Origin of the sequence: Pseudomonas zeae (assembly GCF_014268485.2) — a bacterium.
GTDB lineage: Bacteria > Pseudomonadota > Gammaproteobacteria > Pseudomonadales > Pseudomonadaceae > Aquipseudomonas > Aquipseudomonas neuropathica.
The window spans coordinates 2,243,329-2,265,772 of the sequence record NZ_CP077090.1 but is presented as its reverse complement, the minus strand read 5'-3'; the positions used below and the strand labels follow the sequence as shown (position 1 = coordinate 2,265,772).

The 22,444-nt window shown below is 59.8% G+C and carries 21 protein-coding genes; 18 read left to right on the top strand and 3 right to left on the bottom strand.

From position 1 onward, the window contains the following. The first annotated feature begins 29 nt into the window (after positions 1 to 29). The 4 genes from HU754_RS10070 (at position 30) to HU754_RS10055 (ending at position 4,977) form a co-directional block, all read left to right on the top strand. The gene (locus tag HU754_RS10070; RefSeq protein ID WP_186624389.1) at positions 30 to 1,343 is read left to right on the top strand and encodes a urate hydroxylase PuuD; all 1,314 of its coding nucleotides are present in this window, start codon (positions 30 to 32) and stop codon (positions 1,341 to 1,343) included. A 168-nt stretch (positions 1,344 to 1,511) separates the two neighbouring features. Beyond that, positions 1,512 to 2,870 carry a nucleobase:cation symporter-2 family protein gene (locus HU754_RS10065; RefSeq protein WP_186624390.1) on the top strand — a complete coding sequence of 453 codons (1,359 nt, stop codon included), beginning with the start codon at positions 1,512 to 1,514 and terminating at the stop codon, positions 2,868 to 2,870. A gap of 162 nt (positions 2,871 to 3,032) precedes the next feature. Further along, entirely contained in the window at positions 3,033 to 3,818 is a 786-nt protein-coding gene (locus tag HU754_RS10060) for an outer membrane protein OmpK (RefSeq protein ID WP_099758422.1), read from the top strand. Positions 3,819 to 4,191: 373 nt separating this feature from the next. Next, positions 4,192 to 4,977, top strand: a complete 786-nt coding sequence (locus HU754_RS10055) for an outer membrane protein OmpK (RefSeq protein ID WP_093441644.1) — start codon at positions 4,192 to 4,194, stop codon at positions 4,975 to 4,977. Between the two features lie 89 nt (positions 4,978 to 5,066). Here the strand turns inward: HU754_RS10055 and HU754_RS10050 are convergent, their stop codons facing one another. Further along, the gene (locus tag HU754_RS10050) at positions 5,067 to 6,239 is read right to left on the bottom strand and encodes a patatin-like phospholipase family protein (protein ID WP_186624391.1); all 1,173 of its coding nucleotides are present in this window, start codon (positions 6,237 to 6,239) and stop codon (positions 5,067 to 5,069) included. Between the two features lie 35 nt (positions 6,240 to 6,274). Beyond that, positions 6,275 to 7,207, bottom strand: coding sequence for a lipid A biosynthesis lauroyl acyltransferase (locus HU754_RS10045; RefSeq protein WP_093441635.1), 933 nt, complete (start codon positions 7,205 to 7,207; stop codon positions 6,275 to 6,277). 117 nt (positions 7,208 to 7,324) lie between these two features. On the opposite strand from HU754_RS10045, the gene minC reads away from it, so the two are divergent. The 8 genes from minC to HU754_RS10005 all read left to right on the top strand — a co-directional run bounded on the left by minC (position 7,325) and on the right by HU754_RS10005 (position 15,449). After that, positions 7,325 to 8,062 (top strand): septum site-determining protein MinC, encoded by a 738-nt coding sequence (gene minC, locus HU754_RS10040; RefSeq protein ID WP_026000431.1) that lies wholly within the window; start codon positions 7,325 to 7,327, stop codon positions 8,060 to 8,062. Between the two features lie 169 nt (positions 8,063 to 8,231). Beyond that, entirely contained in the window at positions 8,232 to 9,044 is an 813-nt protein-coding gene (gene minD, locus HU754_RS10035) for a septum site-determining protein MinD (protein WP_007913953.1), read from the top strand. Further along, on the top strand, positions 9,044 to 9,298 hold the full coding sequence (gene minE, locus HU754_RS10030; RefSeq protein ID WP_003223146.1) for a cell division topological specificity factor MinE: 255 nt from the start codon (positions 9,044 to 9,046) through the stop codon (positions 9,296 to 9,298). Before minD ends, minE begins: the two co-directional genes overlap by 1 nt. Before the next feature lie 90 nt (positions 9,299 to 9,388). Then, complete coding sequence (locus HU754_RS10025) at positions 9,389 to 10,024, top strand: RluA family pseudouridine synthase (RefSeq protein ID WP_007960625.1); 636 nt, start codon at positions 9,389 to 9,391, stop codon at positions 10,022 to 10,024. A gap of 116 nt (positions 10,025 to 10,140) precedes the next feature. Continuing rightward, positions 10,141 to 11,430 carry a M18 family aminopeptidase gene (locus HU754_RS10020; RefSeq protein WP_007919200.1) on the top strand — a complete coding sequence of 430 codons (1,290 nt, stop codon included), beginning with the start codon at positions 10,141 to 10,143 and terminating at the stop codon, positions 11,428 to 11,430. A 212-nt stretch (positions 11,431 to 11,642) separates the two neighbouring features. After that, on the top strand, positions 11,643 to 11,819 hold the full coding sequence (locus tag HU754_RS10015) for a hypothetical protein (protein ID WP_007919198.1): 177 nt from the start codon (positions 11,643 to 11,645) through the stop codon (positions 11,817 to 11,819). Between the two features lie 77 nt (positions 11,820 to 11,896). Next, positions 11,897 to 14,050, top strand: a complete 2,154-nt coding sequence (locus HU754_RS10010) for a mechanosensitive ion channel family protein (RefSeq protein ID WP_186624392.1) — start codon at positions 11,897 to 11,899, stop codon at positions 14,048 to 14,050. Positions 14,051 to 14,114: 64 nt separating this feature from the next. Next, positions 14,115 to 15,449, top strand: a complete 1,335-nt coding sequence (locus HU754_RS10005) for an amidohydrolase (RefSeq protein WP_186624393.1) — start codon at positions 14,115 to 14,117, stop codon at positions 15,447 to 15,449. 506 nt (positions 15,450 to 15,955) lie between these two features. Here the strand turns inward: HU754_RS10005 and HU754_RS10000 are convergent. Then, positions 15,956 to 16,669 (bottom strand): UTRA domain-containing protein, encoded by a 714-nt coding sequence (locus tag HU754_RS10000; RefSeq protein WP_064121017.1) that lies wholly within the window; start codon positions 16,667 to 16,669, stop codon positions 15,956 to 15,958. 351 nt (positions 16,670 to 17,020) lie between these two features. Here HU754_RS10000 and HU754_RS09995 point away from each other — a divergent pair, with 351 nt between their 5' ends. The 6 genes from HU754_RS09995 (at position 17,021) to HU754_RS09970 (ending at position 22,378) form a co-directional block, all read left to right on the top strand. Then, positions 17,021 to 18,088: an ABC transporter substrate-binding protein gene (locus tag HU754_RS09995; RefSeq protein ID WP_007916337.1), complete on the top strand. Its 1,068-nt coding sequence runs from the start codon at positions 17,021 to 17,023 to the stop codon at positions 18,086 to 18,088. 180 nt (positions 18,089 to 18,268) lie between these two features. After that, positions 18,269 to 19,075, top strand: a complete 807-nt coding sequence (locus HU754_RS09990) for an alkaline phosphatase family protein (RefSeq protein ID WP_186624394.1) — start codon at positions 18,269 to 18,271, stop codon at positions 19,073 to 19,075. 5 nt (positions 19,076 to 19,080) lie between these two features. Beyond that, positions 19,081 to 19,917 (top strand): ABC transporter permease, encoded by an 837-nt coding sequence (locus HU754_RS09985; RefSeq protein WP_178087434.1) that lies wholly within the window; start codon positions 19,081 to 19,083, stop codon positions 19,915 to 19,917. Then, entirely contained in the window at positions 19,904 to 20,704 is an 801-nt protein-coding gene (locus tag HU754_RS09980) for an ABC transporter permease (RefSeq protein ID WP_007916333.1), read from the top strand. The genes HU754_RS09985 and HU754_RS09980 overlap by 14 nt, the downstream gene beginning before the upstream one ends. Further along, positions 20,701 to 21,690: an ABC transporter ATP-binding protein gene (locus tag HU754_RS09975; protein ID WP_099758418.1), complete on the top strand. Its 990-nt coding sequence runs from the start codon at positions 20,701 to 20,703 to the stop codon at positions 21,688 to 21,690. The genes HU754_RS09980 and HU754_RS09975 overlap by 4 nt, the downstream gene beginning before the upstream one ends. 34 nt (positions 21,691 to 21,724) lie before the next feature. Then, positions 21,725 to 22,378, top strand: a complete 654-nt coding sequence (locus HU754_RS09970; RefSeq protein ID WP_093441602.1) for an HAD family hydrolase — start codon at positions 21,725 to 21,727, stop codon at positions 22,376 to 22,378. The last annotated feature ends 66 nt before the right edge of the window (positions 22,379 to 22,444 follow it).

Below are 22,444 nucleotides of genomic sequence, written 5' to 3'. Positions count from 1 at the left end.
ACAAGAGTGACAGGCGAGAGGTAAAGACTGTGGAAGCACATCTGTTGGAATGGCTGAACCTGAGCGTGCGCTGGGTTCACATGATTACTGGCGTGGCCTGGATCGGCGCGTCGTTCTACTTCGTCTGGCTGGAGAACAACCTCAACCGCGTCAACCCGAAAACCGGCCTGGCCGGTGACCTGTGGGCGATCCACGGTGGCGGTATCTATCACCTGGAAAAATACAAACTGGCCCCACCGGCGATGCCGGAGAACCTGCACTGGTTCAAATGGGAAGCCTACTTCACCTGGATGTCGGGTATCGCGCTGCTGTGCGTGGTGTTCTACTCCAACCCAACGCTCTACCTGCTGGCTCCGGGCAGCACCCTGAGCGGCCCTGAAGGCGTGGCCATCGGTATTGGCTCGCTGTTTATCGGCTGGTTCATCTACTCCTTCCTGTGCGACTCGGCCCTGGGCAAACGCCCTGCTCTGCTCGGCTTCATTCTGTTCGTGCTGATCATCGGCGCAGCGTATGGCTTCAGCAAAGTGTTCAGCGGTCGTGGTGCGTACCTGCACGTCGGCGCGATCATCGGCACCATCATGGTCGGTAACGTGTTCCGCATCATCATGCCGGCACAGCGTGCACTGGTTGCCGCAATTGCCGAGAACCGCACGCCGGACCCGGCGCTGCCAGCCAAAGGCTTGCTGCGTTCGCGTCACAACAACTACTTCACCTTGCCGGTGCTGTTCATCATGATCAGCAACCACTTCCCGAGCACCTATGGCAGCCAGTACAACTGGTTGATCCTCGCCGGGATCGCGGTGTTGGCGGTGTTGGTGCGTCACTACTTCAACACCCGTCATGACAGCCACAAGTTTGCCTGGACTCTGCCGGTTGCAGCGGTGGGCATGATCACCCTGGCGTACGTCACCGGCCCAACGCCGATGTCGACCGCACCGGAAGTGGCCAAGGCACCAGCCAAAATCGAGTACCAACCGCTGCCGGAAACGGCACTGGGCGGTGGCGCGAAACCGGCTGAAGCGGTGGCACCTGCTGCACCCGCAGCCCCTGCAGCAGCACCGGCGCAAGCCTCCAATGCAGGTCCGGCCTTCGACAAAGTGCACAACGTGATTCAGGAACGTTGCGCGGTTTGCCACTCGGCCAAACCGACCAGCCCGCTGTTCAGTGCGGCGCCTGCCGGTGTGATGTTCGACACCCCAGAGCAAATTCGCCAGAACGCGGCGCGCATCCAGGCGCAAGCCATCACCACGCAGATCATGCCGCTGGGCAACATCACGCAGATGACCCAGCAGGAACGTGACCTGATCGGTGCATGGATCGCCCAGGGAGCACAGACCAACTAAGCAACAAAGCTTCGCGAGCAAGCTCGCTCCCACAGAGATCGCGCATTTCCTGTGGGAGCGAGCCTGCTCGCGAATCGCCTTAACGCGGTTTTACCTGATGCAAAGAAACAGCTGTGAGCAACCCGGCAGCTGTTCAATCACAAGAATAAAAAAGATCCGAGGTGTTGCATGTCCGAGCTGTCCAAAGCGCGCATCCCCGACGCACCCGCCATTCAGCGATTGCCCCTTTTGCAACTGATCCTGGTCGGTTTGCAACATGTTCTGCTGATGTACGGCGGTGCCATCGCGGTGCCGCTGATCATTGGACAGGCCGCTGGCCTGAGTCGTGAAGAAATTGCCTTCCTGATCAACGCCGACCTGCTGGTCGCCGGTATCGCCACCATCGTGCAATCCATGGGCATAGGCCCGATGGGCATTCGCATGCCGGTGATGATGGGCGCCAGTTTTGCTGCAGTCGGCAGCATGGTCGCCATGGCCGGCATGCCCGGTATCGGCCTGCAAGGCATCTTCGGTGCGACGATCGCTGCCGGTTTCTTCGGCATGCTCATCGCGCCGTTCATGTCCAAGGTCGTGCGCTTCTTCCCGCCGCTGGTGACCGGCACGGTCATCACCTCGATCGGTTTGTCGCTGTTCCCCGTGGCCGTGAATTGGGCCGGTGGTGGCGCTGCCGCTGCGCAATTCGGCTCACCGATTTATCTGGCCATCGCCGCATTGGTGTTGGGCACTATTCTGCTGGTCCACCGCTTCATGCGCGGTTTCTGGGTCAACATTTCCGTACTGATCGGCATGTGCTTCGGCTACATCCTGTGCGGCGCGATTGGCATGGTCGACCTGAGCGGCATGGCCAGCGCGCCATGGGTTCAGTTCGTCACTCCGCTGCATTTCGGCATGCCGAAATTCGAACTGGCACCGATTCTGTCGATGTGCCTGGTAGTGGTGATCATCTTTGTTGAATCCACCGGGATGTTCCTCGCGCTGGGCAAGATCACCGGCCAGGAAGTCTGCCCGCGCATGCTGCGTCGCGGCTTGCTGTGTGATGCCGGCGCCTCGTTTGTCGCTGGTTTCTTCAACACCTTCACCCACTCCTCGTTCGCGCAGAACATCGGCCTGGTGCAGATGACCGGCGTGCGCTGCCGCTCGGTGACCATCGTTGCCGGTGGCTTGCTGATCGTGTTGAGCCTGCTGCCGAAAGCGGCATTCCTCGTTGCATCTATTCCTCCAGCGGTTTTGGGCGGCGCAGCGATTGCAATGTTCGGCATGGTCGCCGCGACCGGAATCAAGATTCTCCAGGAAGCCGACATCGGTGACCGGCGCAACCAGTTGCTGGTCGCGGTGAGCATCGGCATGGGCCTGATCCCGGTGGTGCGTCCGGAGTTTTTTGCGCATTTGCCGATGTGGATGAGCCCGATTACCCACAGCGGCATCGCCATGGCAACGCTCAGTGCGCTGACGCTGAACCTGCTGTTCAACATTCTCGGCGGCAAAGAGCGCGCGGCGATCAATGACTGCCACGCGCACCAGCATTAACTGAAAAACGCTATCCCCCTGTAGGAGTGAGCCTGCTCGCGATGTCGTTATCAGATTCAACAGATTCGTTGACTGATTCACCGCTATCGCGAGCAGGCTCACTCCTACAAGGGCGCGCAACAGCTCTGCGCCTCAAACAATAAAAACAAGAGGGAGCAACAGATGATTCGCACGCAAACCAACGTTCTGTTGAGTGGCGGCCTGCTGGCCGCGAGTCAGGCCATGGCCGGCGATTTACTGCTGTGGCAGACCAACAGCCTGAGCTATCTGTACGGCAAGAATTTCGCAATCAACCCATCGATCCAGCAGACGCTGACCTTCGAGCACGCCGACAAATGGAAGTACGGCGACAACTTCCTGTTCGTCGACAAAATCTTCTACAACGGCAAGGAAGACGCGAACAAAGGCCCGCACGCGTTCTACGGTGAATTCACCCCGCGCTTCTCGTTCGGCAAGATCTTCGACCAGAAGCTCGAGTTCGGCCCGATCAAAGACGTCCTGCTCGCCATGACTTACGAGTACGGCGAAGGCGACAGCGAGGCCTACCTGATCGGCCCAGGTTTCGACCTCAAGGTGCCCGGTTTCAACTACGTCACCCTGAACATCTTTCGCCGCCAGACCGAAGGCCCGCGCCCCGGCGATGGCGTCTGGCAGATCACCCCCGGCTGGTCCTACAGCTTTCCCCTGGGCAATTCCGATGTGCTGATCGACGGCTACCTCGATTGGGTAGTCGACAACGATGAGAACTCACGCGGCACCTACCACGCCAACCTGCACATCAATCCGCAGATCAAATATGACCTGGGCAAAGCTTTGGGCTGGAGCCAGAAGCAACTGTATGTCGGCACCGAATACAGCTATTGGAAAAATAAATATGGCATCGAAAACACGCACAACTTCGACACCAATCAGAACACCGCCAGCCTGCTGGTAAAGGTGCATTTCTAAGATGGCCCGCAACCGTGCCCCATACCTGTCGTCGGTGCTCTGTTGCGGGGCACTTGAGAGCTGGCCGAGGAGTCAGTATTCTCCGCGGCCTTCTGAATTCGGTCTAAAAAAAAGCCCGGATTTAATTCCTGACCGAAAAGCCAACATATCCCGGCCCCGGTCAGTACCGAGGCATCCCGAAAACACACTCAATCGACTGTTTTTCAGCAGCCGAGCGGGTGTTTTTTTGCTTTTCGAAAGCCTTGGCTCAGCTCTTGCTAACAGCAACGAAGCTGACCGATCGGATGAGTTTTTGCAGCAACGAAAAAAGGCGCCACACCAGAGCGCCGATCTTAAAAAAATAACGTGGAACACCTACTTTGGGAGCAACCGAATGAAACGTATGTGCACCAGCCTGATGCTCGCGGGATCGATGTTGGCCGGCGGCCAGGCCATGGCCGAAGGCCTGCTGCAGTGGCAGAACAACAGCCTGACCTACCTCTATGGCAAGGACTTCCAGGTCAACCCGCGCATCCAGCAGACCGTCACCTTCGAGCACGCCGATGCGTGGAAGTACGGGGACAACTTCCTGTTCGTCGACAAGATCTTCTACAACGGCAAGCCTGACAGCGGCGTCGGCAACAACACGTATTACGGCGAGTTCAGCCCGCGCCTGTCGCTGGGCAAGATCCTCGACCAGAAGATCGAATTCGGCCCGATCAAAGACGTACTGCTGGCGATGACCTACGAGTTCGGTGAAGGTGATGTCGAGTCTTACCTGATCGGCCCTGGTTTCGACCTGGCCATCCCGGGCTTCGACTACTTCCAGTTGAACTTCTATCAGCGCCACACCGAAGGCCCACGTGCGGGCGACAACGTCTGGCAGATCACCCCGGTGTGGTCGTACACCATTCCGGTCGGCAATTCGAACATCCTGATCGACGGTTTCATGGACTGGGTCAGCGACAACGACGTCAACAAAAAGGGCGAGTACCACGCCAACCTGCACTTCAACCCACAGATCAAATATGACCTGGGCAAAGCGCTGCGTCTCGGCGAGAAGCAGTTGTACGTCGGTGTGGAATACGACTACTGGAAAGACAAGTACGGCATCGACGATACCGGTGCGTTCAAGACCAATCAGAGCAACACCAGCTTCCTGGTGAAGTACCACTTCTGATTTCAAGAGCTTCGCGAGCTGGCTCGCTCCCACATTCGACCGAGTTCCAATGTGGAGCGAGCCTGCTCGCGAAGGCCTCAGCGCAGATTTCAGGCCGGAACCACCGCTTCGGATAGTCCGAGAAACCGGCACAGCTCCTCGCGCTTGGCCAACGCATCCCGCCGCCCCAGATCAATCAACTCGCTGCAATACCCCGCCTCGAACAACAGATAACTCAACACCCCTGCCCCGCTGGTCTTGGTCGCGCCCGGTCCGCGCAAGAACAAGCGCAACGCCGCCGGCAACTCCTGGCGATGCCGTGCCGCGATTTCATCGATCGGCTGGCTCGGCGAGATCACCAGCACCTCCACCGGCGCCACACCCAACTCACGGGTCGGCGTGCCGGCGGGCATCAAATGGCTGAACTGGTTGAGACGCTGAAGTAACTCGATGTCGCTCTCCAGGCTGTCAATGAATGTGCTGTTGAGCATGTGCCCGCCAATCTGCGCCAGCGTCGGCTGTTGCCCCGTATAAGCGCGTTCCAGCGGCTGCTGCGGATCAAACCCGCGCGGGTTGCCACTGACGCCCACCACCAGCACTCGGCTCGCGCCCAGGTGCAGCGCCGGGCTGATCGGTGCCGATTGCCGCACCGCGCCGTCGCCAAAATATTCATCGCCGAGTTTGACCGGCGCGAACAGCAACGGGATCGCCGAACTGGCCAGCAGGTGCTCCACCGTCAGTTCCGTCGGCACGCCAATGCGCCGATGCCGCAGCCATGAATCGATCTTGCCGCCGCCCTGATAGAACGTCACCGCTTGCCCGGATTCGTAGCCGAACGCCGTCACCGCCACCGCATGCAATTGCTTGCGCGCGATCGATTCGGCGATACCGGGCATGTGCAGTTTTTCATTGAGCAGTGCGCGCAGCGGCGAACTGTTGAGCAACGCCACCGGCAGTTGCCGACCGAGGCCGAGCAGGCTGTGGCTGACAAAGCGGCTGGCCTGACGGATAACCCCGGGCCAGTCACTGCGCAGCACGCGATCGCTGCGAAAGCCCTGCCAGAACAAGGTCAGGCGTTCGATGGCGGCGCGAAAGTCGCTAGCGCCACTGGCGAGGCTGACGGCGTTGATCGCCCCGGCCGAGGTGCCGACGATCACCGGAAACGGATTGTCCGCACCCAACGGCAGCAATTCGGCAATCGCCGCCAACACGCCCACCTGATACGCCGCCCGAGCCCCGCCGCCGGAAAGAATCAAACCTGTGACCGGTTCAGTTGGGCTCATCGCAACACTCCATGGTGCTTGAAAGGATGGGGGAATCAACCGCGTTTGGCGTACAGCTTCGGCTCGCCCGGTGGCCGGCTCTTGAAGCGTCGATGCGCCCACAGGTACTGCTCGGGGCAGGCACGCAACGCACTCTCGACCCACTGATTGATGCGGATGCAGTCGGCTTCTTCGGTTTCGCCGGGGAAATCTTCCAGCGGCGGATGAATCACCAAGCGATAACCGCTGCCGTCGGCGAGACGCTCCTGGGTGAACGGCACGACCAGCGCCTTGCCCAGACGCGCAAATTTCGTCGTCGCTGTCACCGTCGCCGCCTGAATGCCGAACAGCGGCACGAAGATACTCTGCTTGGCGCCATAGTCCTGATCCGGCGCATACCAGATCGCGCGACCGGAGCGCAGCAGTTTGAGCATGCCGCGCACGTCGTCACGCTCCACGGCCAGCGAGTCGAGATTGTGCCGCTCGCGACCGCGACGCTGGACGAAGTCGAACAGCGGGTTTTTGTGTTCGCGGTACATGCCATCAATCGTGTGCTGCTGACCGAGCAACGCCGCGCCGATTTCCAGCGTGGTGAAATGCGCGGCCATCAGAATCACGCCTTTGCCTTCGCGCTGGGCCTTTTGCAAATGCTCCAGGCCTTCAACGTGGGCCAGCTTGGCCAGACGCTCGCGCGACCACCACCAGCTCATGGCCATTTCAAAAAAGGCGATACCGGTGGAGGCGAAATTCTCCTTGAGCAGGCGTTTGCGCTCAGCGGCGGATTTTTCCGGGAAGCACAGTTCAAGATTGCGCTTGGCGATGCGCCGCCGGTCGCCGGCCACGCGATACATCAACGCACCCAAAACACGACCGATGGTCAGCAAGACCGGATACGGCAACTGGACGATCAGCCACAAAAGCCCCAGACCGCACCAGAGCGGCCAGAAGCGTGGCGATAAAAAGGCTGTTCGAAAACGCGGGCGATCCATTAAAGCTTCCGTAAATGCAGTGGCCGCGCATTCTACATCGTTCGACCCGGCTTGCGGCCTGCGGGCGTTCTCGTTATAAGTCTCGGCACTTTTAGTGACAAGCCGTTGTATGCCGACATGAGCCAAACCGAACCGTTAGACCAAGATCCCGTATTCCAGCTCAAGGGCAGCATGCTGGCCATTACTGTGCTGGAACTGGCCCGTAACGACCTCGAAAGCCTCGATCGGCAATTGGCCGCCAAAGTTGCCCAGGCGCCGAACTTCTTCAGCAACGCGCCGCTGGTTCTGGCGCTGGACAAACTGCCGCCAAGCGAAGGCGCCGTCGATCTGCCAGGCCTGATGCGCGTCTGCCGTCAACATGGCCTGCGCACCCTGGCGATTCGCGCCAGCCGTATCGAAGACATCGCCGCCGCCATCGCTATCGACATTCCGGTGCTGCCGCCGTCGGGCGCCCGTGAACGACCGCTGGAAACCCCCGAAGCCGAGGTCAAAAAGAAGCCGGAAAAACCGCCGGAGCCAACGGTCAAACCGACCCGCGTCATCACCACGCCAGTACGTGGTGGCCAACAGATATATGCCCAGGGTGGCGATTTGGTCGTGGTGTCCTCGGTCAGTCCGGGGGCGGAACTTCTCGCCGATGGCAACATCCATGTATACGGCCCGATGCGTGGCCGTGCGCTGGCCGGCGTGAAGGGTGATACCAAGGCACGGATTTTCTGTCAGCAATTGAGCGCTGAACTGATCTCCATCGCCGGTCATTACAAGGTTTCCGAAGATTTGCGCCGCGACCCTATGTGGGGCTCGGGCGTACAGGTCAGCCTGTCGGGCGACGTGTTGAACATCATTCGGCTTTAACGGATACTGCCGCATTTTCCAAGCATCTCTAAAACGTAGCGAAAACGGCTCAAACGAAGTAGGAAAAAGGCTCAACGCCGAATTCCAGCCAAGGCTGTCCGACTGCAGTAGTTTTCAAGAGATGTTTTTCAGGGGCTAAAAAGTCCTTCTTCCTTAGGGGTGAAACACCTTGGCCAAGATTCTCGTGGTTACATCCGGCAAGGGTGGTGTGGGTAAGACCACCACCAGCGCCGCTATCGGTACCGGCCTCGCTCTGCGCGGCCACAAAACAGTGATCGTCGACTTCGACGTGGGCTTGCGTAACCTTGACCTGATCATGGGTTGCGAACGCCGCGTGGTGTATGACTTCGTCAACGTGGTCAACGGCGAAGCCAACCTGCAACAGGCTCTGATCAAAGACAAGCGCCTGGAAAACCTCTACGTACTGGCCGCCAGTCAGACCCGCGACAAAGACGCGCTGACTGTCGAAGGCGTGGAAAAAGTCCTGATGGAGCTCAAGGAACAATTCGAGTTCGTCGTCTGCGACTCCCCGGCGGGCATTGAAAAAGGTGCTCACCTGGCCATGTACTTCGCTGATGAAGCGATCGTCGTGACCAACCCGGAAGTGTCCTCGGTACGAGATTCGGACCGCATGCTGGGCCTGCTGGCCAGCAAATCGCGCCGCGCCGAACGTGGCGAAGACCCGATCAAGGAACACTTGCTGATCACTCGCTACCATCCAGAGCGTGTTGAAAAGGGCGAAATGCTGGGCGTTGAAGACGTCAAGGAAATCCTCTCGGTAACCCTGCTCGGCGTGATCCCGGAATCCCAGGCAGTGCTCAAGGCATCCAACCAGGGCGTCCCGGTGATTCTCGACGACCAGAGCGATGCCGGTCAGGCCTACAGCGATACCGTCGACCGTTTGCTGGGCAAAGAAAAAGCCCACCGTTTCCTCGATGTCGAGAAGAAGGGATTCTTCGAGCGCCTGTTTGGAGGTAGGTAATGAACCTTTTTGACTTCTTTCGTGCCAACAAAAAGCCAAGTACCGCCTCGGTAGCGAAAGAGCGTCTACAGATCATCGTGGCGCATGAGCGCGGCCAGCGCAGCACGCCGGATTACTTGCCAGCCTTGCAGAAGGAACTGGTCGACGTGATCCGCAAGTACGTCAACATCGGCAACGACGACGTACATGTTGCACTGGAAAGCCAGGGCAGTTGCTCGATTCTGGAACTCAACATCACCCTGCCTGATCGCTGAGTCGATCCGGCAGGTACGACGGCGGTTCAGGGCCATCCCCATGCGGGATGGCCCTGAACCGCCGTTGGCATTTGTTACGAGGCTGTTTTAATGCCGCTGTCCAACATCCGCATCATCCATCAGGACGCCGCCGTACTGGTGGTCGACAAACCGACGTTGCTGCTCTCGGTGCCCGGTCGCGCCGACGACAACAAGGATTGCCTGATTACCCGCCTGCAGGAAAACGGCTACCCCGAAGCGCGCATCGTCCATCGCCTGGACTGGGAAACCTCCGGCATCATTTTGCTGGCGCGTGATGCCGATACGCATCGCGAACTGTCGCGGCAGTTTCATGACCGCGAAACTGAAAAGGCCTACACCGCGCTGGCCTGGGGTCAGCCGGAACTGGACAGTGGCAGCATCGATTTGCCCTTGCGTTACGACCCGCCGACCAAACCGCGCCATGTCGTCGACCACGAATTCGGCAAACACGCGCTGACCTTCTGGCGTGTGCTGGAGCGTTGCGGTGACTGGTGCCGCGTTGAGCTGACACCGATCACCGGCCGCTCGCATCAGTTGCGCGTGCACATGCTGTCGATCGGGCATCCGCTGCTCGGTGATGGCCTCTACGCCCACGAGCAGGCGCTGGCGGCATGGCCACGCCTGTGCCTGCACGCGAGCATGCTCAGCTTCACCCATCCGCAAACCGGCGAACGCCTGCGTTTCGAGTGCCCTGCGCCGTTCTGACAAGCACCACCGAACCCATGTGGGAGCGAGCCTGCTCGCTCCCACATGGGTTCGGTGCAGATTCAATTCCCCGGCCGATGCGTTAAACTCCCGCCCACTGCTGTCTGGAGTTTCTTATGCGCGAAGAGTTGAACCAAGGCCTGATCGACTTTCTCAAGGCCTCCCCTACCCCGTTCCACGCCACCGCCAGTCTGGTGCAGCGTCTGGAGGCTGCCGGTTTCGTGCGCCTCGACGAGCGCGAGCCATGGACCACCGAGCCGAACGGCCGCTATTACGTCACTCGTAACGACTCTTCGATCGTCGCGATCAAAATGGGCCGCACCTCGCCACTGCACGGTGGTATCCGCCTGGTTGGCGCGCACACCGACAGCCCGTGCCTGCGGGTCAAACCGCAGCCGGAACTGCAGCGTCAGGGCTTCTGGCAACTGGGTGTTGAAGTCTACGGCGGTGCCCTCCTGGCGCCGTGGTTCGACCGTGATCTGTCGCTGGCCGGCCGCGTGACCTTCCGCCGCGACGGCAAAGTCGAAAGCCAGTTGATCGACTTCAAGGCGCCAATCGCGATCATTCCCAACCTGGCCATTCACCTCAACCGTGAAGCCAATCAGGGCTGGGCGATCAACGCGCAGACCGAACTGCCACCGATCCTCGCGCAATTCGCCGGTGACGAGCGCGTCGACTTCCGCGCCGTGCTCACCGATCAACTGGCCCGCGAGCATGGCTTGAACGCCGACGTCGTGCTCGATTACGAGCTGAGTTTCTACGACACGCAAAGCGCTGCAGTGATCGGCCTCAACGGCGACTTCATTGCCGGCGCGCGCCTCGACAACCTGCTGTCGTGCTACGCCGGCCTGCAAGCCTTGCTGACCGCCGAAACCGACGAAACCTGCGTGCTGGTGTGCAACGACCACGAAGAAGTCGGTTCCTGCTCGGCCTGCGGCGCCGATGGCCCGATGCTCGAACAGACCCTGCGTCGTCTGCTGCCGGAAGGTGACGAGTTCGTCCGCACCATCCAGAAATCCCTGCTGGTCTCGGCCGACAACGCCCACGGCGTGCACCCCAACTACGCAGAAAAGCACGACGCCAACCACGGCCCGAAACTCAACGCCGGCCCGGTGATCAAGGTCAACAGCAACCAGCGCTACGCCACCAACAGCGAAACCGCCGGCTTCTTCCGCCATCTGTGCATGGCCGAAGAAGTCCCGGTACAGAGCTTCGTGGTGCGCAGCGATATGGGCTGCGGCTCGACCATCGGCCCGATCACCGCCAGCCACCTCGGCGTGCGCACTGTCGACATCGGCCTGCCGACCTTCGCCATGCACTCGATCCGCGAACTGTGCGGCAGCCATGATCTGGCGCATCTGGTCAAAGTGCTGAGCGCGTTCTACGCCTGCCGCGAATTGCCCTAAAAGCTTAAAAGCTTCGCGAGCAGGTCGAATCGTCGCACCGTCGCTCCCACAGTTTGAAATGCATTCCAATGTGGGAGCGAGCCTGCTCGCGAAAGCGTCAGTTCAGCCAGCACAAATTTCATTTTGAAACCGGCTCAACTCTGATACACATCAGAACAGCTCAAGCAAAACCGACCTAGACTTACATCATTCATTTCGACAAGGCAGTCTCCATGATTTCGATGTCTTCGTTCCACGCCATGCTCATTCCCATCCTGTGCGGAATGATCCTGCTGGCGATCGGGTTCAACTTCCGTGACAAGAACGCCGGCGTGTTCGCCATGTGGGTCGGCATGCTGATGATCCTCGCCACCGTGGTCTACAAGATCCTCGCCAAACTCAACGAATAAATCCGCGCCCGGCTCGCATTGAATGGGTGGGCCTCGTACACTCCAGCGAATCCGCCCGTTGCGAGGTTGACCGCCTAGTGTTCGCTCGTCTTTTTGCTTTGCCCAGTCTGTTCCTTGTCTGCCTGATGACACTGCTGCCGATGGCGCCCGCCCACGCGGTCGGTCTGCCGGGCCTGCTCAACACCAACAAAGCGCAACCCGAAGCCCAGGAACCGCTCGGCCAGTCCCTCGACGAAGTCATCAAGTCGCTGGAAAACGACAAGCAACGCGCGCAACTGCTGACCGACCTGAAGAAGCTGCGCGACGCCACCAAAAAGGCCCAGGCCAGCCCCGAAGAAGGCGTACTCGGCCTGATCGGCGGGACCCTCGCCAACTTCGAAAAGCAATTCACCGGTGCCGACAGCCCGCTCAACCGCTGGGGCAACGAGTTCGACCTGGCCAAGGACGAACTGAGCGCGATGCTGCTACCGGCCAACGAGTGGCTGCCGATCATTTTCGGTTTCGCCATGATCCTGATGGTCTGGAGCCTGCTCGCCGCCGCGCTGATCTGGCTCAGTCACCGGGTACGCATGCGCTTCGGCCTCACCGAAGAACTGCCGCAACACCCCAAGGCTCTCGACATGCTGCGCTTCGCTTTACGCAAGCTCGGGCCGTGGCTGATCGCTTTGGTAATGACCGTCTACATGAGCTACGCGCTGCCGTCGTCACTGGGCAAAAGCCTGGCGATGGTGCTGGCCTATGCGCTGGTGGTCGGCACCTGTTTCTCGGCGATCTGCGTGATCGCGTTTTCCCTGCTCGACGGCCCGCACCGCCATCGCGCGCTGTACATCCTGCGCCATCAGGCCTTCCGGCCGCTGTGGCTGATCGGCAGCTTCGCCGCGTTCGGTGAAGCGCTGAATGATCCGCGCCTGATCGAAAGCCTCGGCGTGCACCTGGCCCACACCGCCGCGACCATCGCCAATGTCCTCGCGGCACTGTCGACCGGTCTGTTTATCCTGCGTTTCCGCCGGCCGATCGCGCACTTGATTCGCAACCAGCCGCTGTCACGACGCCTGACCCGCCGCGCCCTCAGCGATACCATCGAAATCCTCGGCACCTTCTGGTACGTGCCGGCGCTGGTGCTGGTCGGCATCTCGCTGTTCGCCACGTTCGTCTCCGCCGGCGACACCAGCACCGCACTGCGTCAGTCGCTGATCTGCACCGTGCTGCTGGTGTTGTGCATGGTGATCAACGGCCTCGTGCGCCGTCATTCGCTCAAACCGCAACGCGGGCCGAAACGCCACGCGCTCTACTCCGAGCGTCTGAAAAACTTCTTTTATACCCTCGCGCACCTGCTGGTCTGGCTGGTCTTTATCGAACTCGGCCTGCGCGTCTGGGGCCAGTCGTTGATCGGTTTCGCCGAAGGTGAGGGGCATGATGTCAGCGTCAAACTGTTCAGCCTGATCGGCACACTGATTTTCTCCTGGCTGATCTGGATCCTCGCCGACACCGCCGTGCATCACGCCCTGACCCGCTCACGCAAAGGCCTGGCCAATGCGCGGGCGCAAACCATGATGCCGCTGATCCGTAACGTGCTGTTCGTGGCGATTTTCATCATCGCGCTGATCGTCGCCCTGGCGAACATGGGCATGAACGTCACACCACTGCTGGCCGGTGCCGGCGTGATCGGTCTGGCCATCGGTTTCGGTGCGCAGTCGCTGGTGGCGGACTTGATCACCGGCCTCTTCATCATCATCGAAGACTCGCTGGCCATCGATGACTACGTGGATGTCGGCGGCCACCTCGGCACTGTCGAAGGCCTGACCATCCGCACCGTGCGCCTGCGCGATATCGACGGCATCGTCCACACCATCCCGTTCAGCGAAATCAAAAGCATCAAGAACTACTCGCGGGAGTTCGGTTACGCGATCTTCCGTGTCGCGGTGCCGTACAACATGGAAATCGACGACGCGATCAAACTGATGCGCGAAGTCGGCCAGAAGATGCGCACCGATCCGCTGCAACGGCGCAACATCTGGTCGCCGCTGGAGATTCAGGGTGTCGAGAGTTTCGAATCCGGCAGCGCGATTCTGCGCGCCCGGTTCAAGACCGCGCCGATCAAACAATGGGAAGTGTCCCGAGCCTTCAATCTGTCGCTCAAACGCCACCTCGACGAAGCCGGACTCGATCTGGCAACGCCGCGCATGAGCGTGCAAGTGATCACTGCCGGTGGCGGCCAGCCGAAGGAATAGCACTCAGGCACGCGGTTGCAGTCACAGGCAGGGAAGCCCGACAACAATAAGCAAGGAGAACCCGATGCAACTGACGCGCATTGCCCAAGCCGTTCTACTCACCCTGTTCGCCAGCCACGCTGGCGCCGCGACGCTGGAAAGCACCCGCACAACGATCGCCGAACAAGCGCAAAAGCTCGAGCCCGAACTGCTCGAAACCCGCCGCGATATCCATGCCCAACCGGAACTCGGCAACACCGAAAAGCGCACCGCCGAACTGGTCGCCAAACAACTGCAAGCTCTGGGCCTCGAAGTCAAAACCGGCGTCGCCCGCACCGGTGTAGTCGCCGTCCTCAAAGGCGCCCTGCCCGGCCCGACCGTGGCCCTGCGTGCCGACATGGACGCGCTGCCGGTCAAGGAAGTCGCCGACCTGCCCTTCGCCTCGAAAGCCAGAGGCACCTACCTCGACAAAGAAGTCGACGTCATGCACGCCTGCGGCCACGATGCGCACACCGCCATCCTGCTGAGCACAGCGAAAATTCTCACCGGTATGCGCGACACCCTGCCCGGCACCGTGGTGTTCTACTTCCAGCCCGCCGAAGAAGGCCCAAGCGACTTCATCCCCGACGGCAAGAACACCTGGGGCGCGAAAATGATGATCGAGGAAGGCGTGATGAAATCACCGAAACCCGACGCCGTTTTCGGCCTGCACGTCTGGGCCGGTGTCCCCGCCGGCCAGATCGCCTACCGCCCCGGCGCGACCCTCGCCAGCTCCGACGACCTGCGCATCAAAATCCTCGGCAAACAGACCCACGCCGGCCGCCCATGGGACGGCATCGACCCGATCACCGTCGGCGCGCAAACCATCGTCGGCCTGCAAACCGTGGTCAGCCGCCGCACCGATATCTCGTCTTATCCGTCAGTGGTCAGCATCGGCACCATCAACGGCGGGACGCGCTACAACATCATTCCCGAATCCGTCGACATGACCGGCACGATCCGCTCCTACGACTACGGCATCCGCCAGAAACTGCATGCCGACGTCCGCCAGACCGTGGAAAAAATCGCCGAAAGCGGCGGCGCCAAAGCCGACGTCACCATCATCGAAAAATACGACCCGACCATCAACAACCCGGCACTGACGGAAAAAATGCTGCCGACGTTGAAGTGGGCGGCCAAGGATGATGTGGTGAATGCACCGCTGGTGGGTGGCGCGGAAGACTTCTCGTTCTTTGCCAAGGAAGTGCCGGGACTGTTTGTGTTTCTCGGCGTGACGCCAAGAGACCAGGACATGAGCAAGGCAGCGCCGAATCACAATCCGGGGTTCTTTGTCGATGAGTCGGCGCTGGTGGTAGGCGTGAGAACATTGGCCTCGTTGGCGACGGATTATCTGTATGCCAATGCGGGGGCAGGCAAATAGGGATGAGGTGATTGTGGGGGCGCCTTCGCGAGCAAGCTCGCTCCCACATTTGGACCGTGTACAGCCTGCCAGAAACAGGTCGGCTGTCAGGCCGTCATCGCTGGCAGGTCGAACCGTCGCACCGCAGCGCCCACAGTTTTAATTTTCGAACACCCATGCGGCAAAGCCGCCCCACTCAACACAATGAGCGTTAGCTCGAGTACCGCTTTTGATCTTGATCCACGGGCGACGTTGGAAGGCTGAGTGGAGGGATTGATCCGGGGGTGGGAGCGCAGCGACCGTTTGGCGCAGCCAAACACAGCGAGAGGAGGTGCAGCGAAGCAAACCGTAGGCGCTGCCCGGATCGATCCCGCAGCGAAGGAACCCCGAGCCTCAGCGAGCGGGCCGCACGTAGGAGCAAGCGTTTTTTTGCTTACTTTTTTTAGGCGTTTGTAAAAAAGTGAGTCGCCGTAAGGGCGAAACCCTAAGCCGCCGTTACCGCAGCAACGGATATGCCCCCAAAACGATCAAACCACATCAACCCCAACGTGAATCGCATCATGCCGCCAAAACTCCAGATCACAATCAATCAACCGCTCATGCTGATCGTAATTGACCCGAGCAATCCGCAACCCCGGACTCCCCACCGACACCCGCAAAGCCGCCGCCGCATCCACCGACAATGACGTCGGCACAATCTCAAAGCGCACCCGCCCATAGTGCAAATCGTAATGCCGCGCATACAACTCGGTGATCGACTGATTCAAATCAAACTCAAGAATCCCCGGAAAAAACTGCGGATTCAAATAGTGCTCCACATACAACACCAACCGCCCATCAATGCGCCGCGACCGGCAAATCTGAATCACGCTCGACAACGCCGGCAACTGCAACCACGCACACACCGCCGCCGACGCCGGCTGCAACCGCGCCGAAATCACCTCGGTCGACGGCACCCGCCCCTGCGCACTGACCATCGCGTGAAAGTGGCTGCGCTGCATCAGGTTATAGGCCAGACGCGGCGGCGACACGAACCAGCCACGGCGCTCCTCACGATAAATCTGCCCCTGCGCCTCCAACTGCAACAACGCCTCACGCACGGTAATCCGCGTCGTACCGAACAACTCACTGAGCTTGCGCTCGGCCGGCAACTTGCTGCCCGCCGCCAGCAACCCGTGATCGAGTTGCTCCTGCAACACCTGGCCAATCGCTGTCACCGCTTTTGTTGCCTCATCGCGCATCAACGTTACCTATCTGGACTAGACCAGCACTGTTTCGGGGCAAAACTGCACGGCGATCAAGCCGTTTCCTGATGTTGCAAGCCTAGGCAGTGCAGATGACCAAGAGATGACAAAACTACCGAACGGTCGTCTTCACGACTTGCAATACATCGGCCAAGTCCCTTGCTCTGCGGGCCTTTGGGCATGGTCTACGCTTATCTGGCGGCCGCCAATACCAGGCAAATAAAAGGCCTGACACAAGGCCGCCGACATCAAAGTGTCATCCAGCCCCCTTAAATTGGCTCAGGTATTGCTGACCTAGACCAACACACACCGCAATCGCAGCGTTGAACACGACCAAGGAGCTTCGGAATGAAACAGCTTTTCCTGGCAACACTGTTAGGCTCGACCATTGCAATGTGCACCTCCGCCATGGCGGCCGGCACCGATCTGAAAACCCTCGAAGCCGCTGCGAAAGCGGAAGGCGCCGTCAACAGCGTCGGCATGCCCGATGACTGGGCCAACTGGAAAGGCACCTGGGAAGACCTGGCCAAGACCTACGGCCTGAAGCACATCGACACCGACATGAGCTCGGCCCAGGAAATCGCCAAGTTTGCCGCCGAAAAAGACAACGCCACTGCTGACATCGGCGACGTCGGTGCGGCCTTCGGCCCGATCGCGGTCAAGCAAGGCGTGGTGCAACCGTACAAGCCAAGCACCTGGGATCAAGTCCCGGACTGGGCCAAGGACAAGGACGGCAACTGGGCGCTGGCCTACACCGGCACCATCGCCTTCATCGTCAACAAAAAGCTGCTGCACGGCTCCGAAGTGCCAACCAAATGGGCTGACCTCAAGGGCGGCAAATACAAGGTCTCCATTGGTGACGTGAGCACCGCCGCCCAAGCCGCCAACGGCGTTCTGGCTGCGGCACTGGCCAACGGTGGCGACGAGAAAAACATCAAGCCTGCGCTGCTGCTGTTCGCCGACATCGCCAAGCAAGGTCGCCTGTCGATGGCCAACCCAACCATCGCCACCATGGAAAAAGGCGAGATCGAAGTCGGCGTGGTCTGGGACTTCAACGGCCTGAGCTACAAAGCCAAAATGGCCAACCCGGATGACTATGTGGTGCTGATCCCATCCGACGGTTCGGTGATTTCCGGCTACACCACGATCATCAACAAGTACGCGAAAAACCCGAACGCCGCCAAGCTGACCCGCGAATACATCTTCAGCGACGCCGGCCAGACCAACCTCGCGCGCGGCAACGCCCGTCCGATCCGCGCCGAACACCTGCAACTGCCGGAAGACGTGAAGGCCAAACTGCTGCCGAACGAACAGTACAAAAAGGTCACCCCGATCAAAGACGCCGATGCGTGGGAAAAAACTTCGAAAGCCCTGCCACAGCAGTGGAACGAGGAAGTCATCGTAGAGATGAAATAAGCCTGTAGATCCCTCTTCGGGATCCGCTGGAGTTCCAAATGTGGGAGCGAGCCTGCTCGCGAATGCGGTGTGTCATTCAACAATCATGTGACTGAAATGACGCTTTCGCGAGCAGGCTCGCTCCCACAGGGGGATTGAGTTGATTTCGGAATATTTGAATTTCGCGGAGTTTTTGCCCCTATGAAGCACAACGTCATCCTTGTCGTGCTCGACGGTCTCAACTACGAGGTCGCACGTCACGCCATGGGGCATCTGCAGGCTTATGTTGGCGCAGGACGCGCCGCGCTCTATCAGTTGGAGTGCGAACTGCCGGCCCTGTCCCGACCGCTTTATGAATGCATCCTCACCGGCGTGCCGCCGATCGACAGCGGCATCGTCCACAACAACGTCTCGCGCTTGTCCAACCAGCGCAGCATTTATCACTACGCGCGCGACGCCGGTCTGAAAACCGCTGCGGCGGCGTATCACTGGGTCAGCGAGTTGTACAACCGCTCGCCCTTCGTCGCCGCCCGCGACCGCCACACCGACAATCTGTCGCTGCCGATCCAGCACGGGCATTTCTACTGGAGCGATCACTACCCGGATTCGCACCTGTTCGCCGACGCCGAAAACCTGCGCCTGCGCCACGATCCGAATTTCCTGCTGATCCACCCGATGAACATCGACGACGCCGGGCACAAGCACGGCCTCGACAGCTCGCAATACCGCAACAGCGCCCGCTCGGCCGACATCATCCTCGCCGACTACTTGCAGAGCTGGCTCGACGCTGGCTATCAGGTATTGGTGACCGCCGATCACGGCATGAACAACGATCGCTCGCACAACGGCCTGTTGCCGGAAGAACGCCAGGTGCCGCTGTTTGTCCTCGGTGACGCGTTCAGCCTCGACGCTGGCGCCGCACCCAAGCAGACCGAAATCTGCGGCACCGTCTGCGAATTGCTCGGCGTGCCCCACGACAAACCTGTGTGCCGGGGGTTGCTCAAGTGAACTCGATGACTCGCGGCAAATGGCTGGCGGCGCTGTGCCTGGTGCCCTTCGCGCTGTTCTTTATCGTCTTTGAAATCGCCCCGCTGGTCTGGGTGATGATCAACAGCTTGCAATCGGAAGAGTTCGGCTGGGGTTTGGCCAACTTCAGCAAGATCTTCAGCTCGAAGTTCTATTTGCAAGCGATCCAGTACAGCCTCGAAATCAGTTTCTGGTCGAGCGTGTTCGGTATCGTCATCGCCGTTCTCGGTGCCTACTCCCTGCGTCGGGTCGATTCGAAATTGCGCAACTTCGTGAATGCCTTCGCCAACATGACCAGCAACTTCGCCGGTGTGCCTTTGGCGTTCGCGTTCATCATCCTGCTCGGTTTCAACGGCAGCATCACCATCATGTTGAAGCAGTCGGGGATCATTCAGGACTTCAACCTGTACTCGAAAACCGGCCTGATCATCCTCTATACCTACTTCCAGATTCCCCTCGGCGTGCTGCTGCTCTACCCAGCCTTTGACGCCTTGCGTGAAGACTGGCGCGAGTCCGCTGCGCTGCTTGGCGCCAACGGCTGGCAGTTCTGGCGGCACATCGGTTTGCCCGTGCTGACCCCGGCGTTGCTCGGTACGTTCGTGATCCTGCTGGCCAACGCCCTAGGCGCCTACGCTACGGTGTACGCGCTGACGACGGGCAACTTCAACGTGCTGCCGATCCGTATTGCAGCGATGGTCTCCGGCGATATTTCCCTCGACCCGAATCTGGCCAGCGCTCTGGCCGTGGTGCTGGTGGCGCTGATGACCATCGTCACTGTCGTGCATCAACTGCTGTTGAAGAGGAGCTACCATGTCTCGCGCTGAATCCGGCCCGGCCGGCCTCTACCACCGCGTCGTGGTTTATCTGTTGTTCGCCATACTCTTGCTGCCACTCGTGGGCACGCTGGTTTATTCGATCGCCAGCAGTTGGTCAGCGACCATCCTGCCCAGCGGTTTCACCTTCAAGTGGTACATCCAGTTGTGGAGCGATCCACGTTTCCTGCACGCCTTCGGTCAATCGTTGCTGGTCTGCGTCGGCGCACTGGTGCTTTCAGTGGTGCTGATCCTGCCGCTGCTGTTCGTGGTGCATTACCACTTTCCGAAACTCGATGCGCTGATGAACATCCTCATCCTGCTGCCCTTCGCGGTGCCGCCGGTGGTGTCGTCGGTGGGACTGTTGCAACTTTACGGTTCCGGGCCGATGGCCATGGTCGGTACACCGTGGATCCTGATTGGCTGCTACTTCACCGTGGCACTGCCGTTCATGTACCGGGCAATCACCAACAACCTGCAAGCGATCAACCTGCGCGACCTGATGGACGCCGCACAACTGCTCGGCGCCAGCACCTTTCAGGCGGCGTTTCTGGTGGTGCTGCCGAACCTGCGCAAAGGCCTGATGGTCGCGTTGCTGCTGTCGTTCTCGTTCCTGTTCGGTGAGTTCGTGTTTGCCAACATTCTGGTCGGCACGCGCTACGAAACCCTGCAGGTGTACCTGAACAACATGCGCAACAGCAGCGGCCACTTCACCAGTGCCCTGGTTATCTCATATTTCTTTTTCGTGCTGGTCCTGACCTGGATCGCCAACATCTTGAACAAGGACAAAAGCGAATGAGCTATGTCAGCGTCCAACACCTGCAGAAAAACTACGCTGGCACGACCGTGTTCAGCGACATCAATTGCGAGATCAACAAGGGCGAGTTCGTCACCCTGCTCGGCCCGTCCGGTTGCGGCAAGTCCACCCTGCTACGTTGCATCGCCGGACTGACGCCAGTCGATGGCGGCAAGATCCTGCTCGATGGTGTCGATATCGTGCCGTTGAGTCCGCAGAAACGCGGGATCGGCATGGTGTTCCAGAGCTACGCGCTGTTCCCCAACATGACCGTCGAGCAAAACGTCGCCTTCGGTTTGCGCATGCAAAAGGTTAATGCCGACGACAGCCATAAACGCGTTTCGGAAGTGTTGAAACTGGTTGAACTGAACGACTTCGCCAGCCGCTATCCGCATCAGTTGTCCGGCGGCCAATGTCAGCGTGTTGCCCTTGCCCGTTCGCTGGTGACGCGTCCGCGATTGCTGCTGCTGGATGAGCCGCTGTCGGCCCTTGATGCACGAATTCGTAAACACTTGCGTGAACAGATCCGGCAGATTCAACGCGAACTCGGCCTGACGACGATTTTCGTCACCCATGATCAGGAAGAAGCGCTGACCATGTCTGACCGGATTTTCCTGATGAATCAGGGAAAAATCGTCCAGAGCGGCGATGCCGAAACCCTCTACACCGCACCGGTCGATGTGTTCGCCGCCGGCTTCATCGGCAACTACAACCTGCTTGATGCCGACGATGCATCAAAGCTGTTGCAGCGCCCGATCAACCACCGCATCGCCATTCGCCCGGAAGCCATCGAACTGAGCCTTGACGGCGAACTCGACGCGCAGATTCGCAGCCACAGCCTGCTCGGCAATGTCATCCGCTACCGGATCGAAGCGCGCGGTGTCGAACTGGTGGTGGATGTGCTCAACCGCTCGGCGGCCGATCTGCATCCCGACGGTCAGCGACTGGCACTTTCCATCGATCCAACGGCCCTGTGTGAGGTAGCCTGATGACTTTGCTGACGTTGAAGAGAGAACTGCACTGATGGCCCTGGCAATTTTTGATCTGGACGAAACGTTGATCCACGGCGACTGCGCCACCCTCTGGAGCGAGCAGATGGGGCGCCTGGGCTGGGTCGATCCCGAATCGTTCATGCGCAAGAACAACGAGCTGATGGACGCCTACAGCCATGGCAAATTGCGCATGGAAGAGTACATGGAGTTCAGCCTCGAACCGCTGATCGGCCGTACGCCAGAAGAAGTCGATCATCTGGTCGGCCCGTGGGTGGAAGACTTTATCGAACCGATCATCTTCAGCGACGCGACCAAGACCATCGCCGCCCACCGTAAGGCAGGCGACCGGATTCTGGTGATCTCGGCGTCGGGCACGCATCTGGTCAAACCGATTGCCGAGCGCTTGGGCATCGATGAAATTCTGGGGATCGAACTGGAAGTCGCCCATGGCGTTTACAGCGGCCATACCGTCGGCACCCTGACCTACCGCGAAGGCAAGATCACCCGTTTGCTGGAATGGCTGGATGCTGAAGAAGAGAACCTGGAAGGTGCGAGTTTCTATTCCGACTCGCGCAATGATCTGCCGCTGTTGCTGAAGGTGGATTTCCCACACGTGGTGAATCCGGACCCAGTGCTGCTGGAACACGCCGAAAAGGCCAACTGGCCAATCCACCTCTGGAAATGACAAAGATTTAATCTGCAATTGCAGGCTGACATTCCGAACCCGAGTTCGACACCATGTGTCAGGTCG

Coding starts and splice junctions, on each gene's coding strand:
- HU754_RS10065 (WP_186624390.1), top strand. CDS start 1,512: ATGTCCGAGCTGTCCAAAGCGCGCATCCCCGACGCACCCGCCATTCAG.
- HU754_RS10060 (WP_099758422.1), top strand. CDS start 3,033: ATGATTCGCACGCAAACCAACGTTCTGTTGAGTGGCGGCCTGCTGGCC.
- HU754_RS10055 (WP_093441644.1), top strand. CDS start 4,192: ATGAAACGTATGTGCACCAGCCTGATGCTCGCGGGATCGATGTTGGCC.
- HU754_RS10050 (WP_186624391.1), bottom strand. CDS start 6,239: ATGAGCCCAACTGAACCGGTCACAGGTTTGATTCTTTCCGGCGGCGGG.
- HU754_RS10045 (WP_093441635.1), bottom strand. CDS start 7,207: ATGGATCGCCCGCGTTTTCGAACAGCCTTTTTATCGCCACGCTTCTGG.
- minC (WP_026000431.1), top strand. CDS start 7,325: ATGAGCCAAACCGAACCGTTAGACCAAGATCCCGTATTCCAGCTCAAG.
- minE (WP_003223146.1), top strand. CDS start 9,044: ATGAACCTTTTTGACTTCTTTCGTGCCAACAAAAAGCCAAGTACCGCC.
- HU754_RS10025 (WP_007960625.1), top strand. CDS start 9,389: ATGCCGCTGTCCAACATCCGCATCATCCATCAGGACGCCGCCGTACTG.
- HU754_RS10020 (WP_007919200.1), top strand. CDS start 10,141: ATGCGCGAAGAGTTGAACCAAGGCCTGATCGACTTTCTCAAGGCCTCC.
- HU754_RS10015 (WP_007919198.1), top strand. CDS start 11,643: ATGATTTCGATGTCTTCGTTCCACGCCATGCTCATTCCCATCCTGTGC.
- HU754_RS10005 (WP_186624393.1), top strand. CDS start 14,115: ATGCAACTGACGCGCATTGCCCAAGCCGTTCTACTCACCCTGTTCGCC.
- HU754_RS10000 (WP_064121017.1), bottom strand. CDS start 16,669: ATGCGCGATGAGGCAACAAAAGCGGTGACAGCGATTGGCCAGGTGTTG.
- HU754_RS09995 (WP_007916337.1), top strand. CDS start 17,021: ATGAAACAGCTTTTCCTGGCAACACTGTTAGGCTCGACCATTGCAATG.
- HU754_RS09990 (WP_186624394.1), top strand. CDS start 18,269: ATGAAGCACAACGTCATCCTTGTCGTGCTCGACGGTCTCAACTACGAG.
- HU754_RS09985 (WP_178087434.1), top strand. CDS start 19,081: ATGACTCGCGGCAAATGGCTGGCGGCGCTGTGCCTGGTGCCCTTCGCG.
- HU754_RS09980 (WP_007916333.1), top strand. CDS start 19,904: ATGTCTCGCGCTGAATCCGGCCCGGCCGGCCTCTACCACCGCGTCGTG.
- HU754_RS09975 (WP_099758418.1), top strand. CDS start 20,701: ATGAGCTATGTCAGCGTCCAACACCTGCAGAAAAACTACGCTGGCACG.
- HU754_RS09970 (WP_093441602.1), top strand. CDS start 21,725: ATGGCCCTGGCAATTTTTGATCTGGACGAAACGTTGATCCACGGCGAC.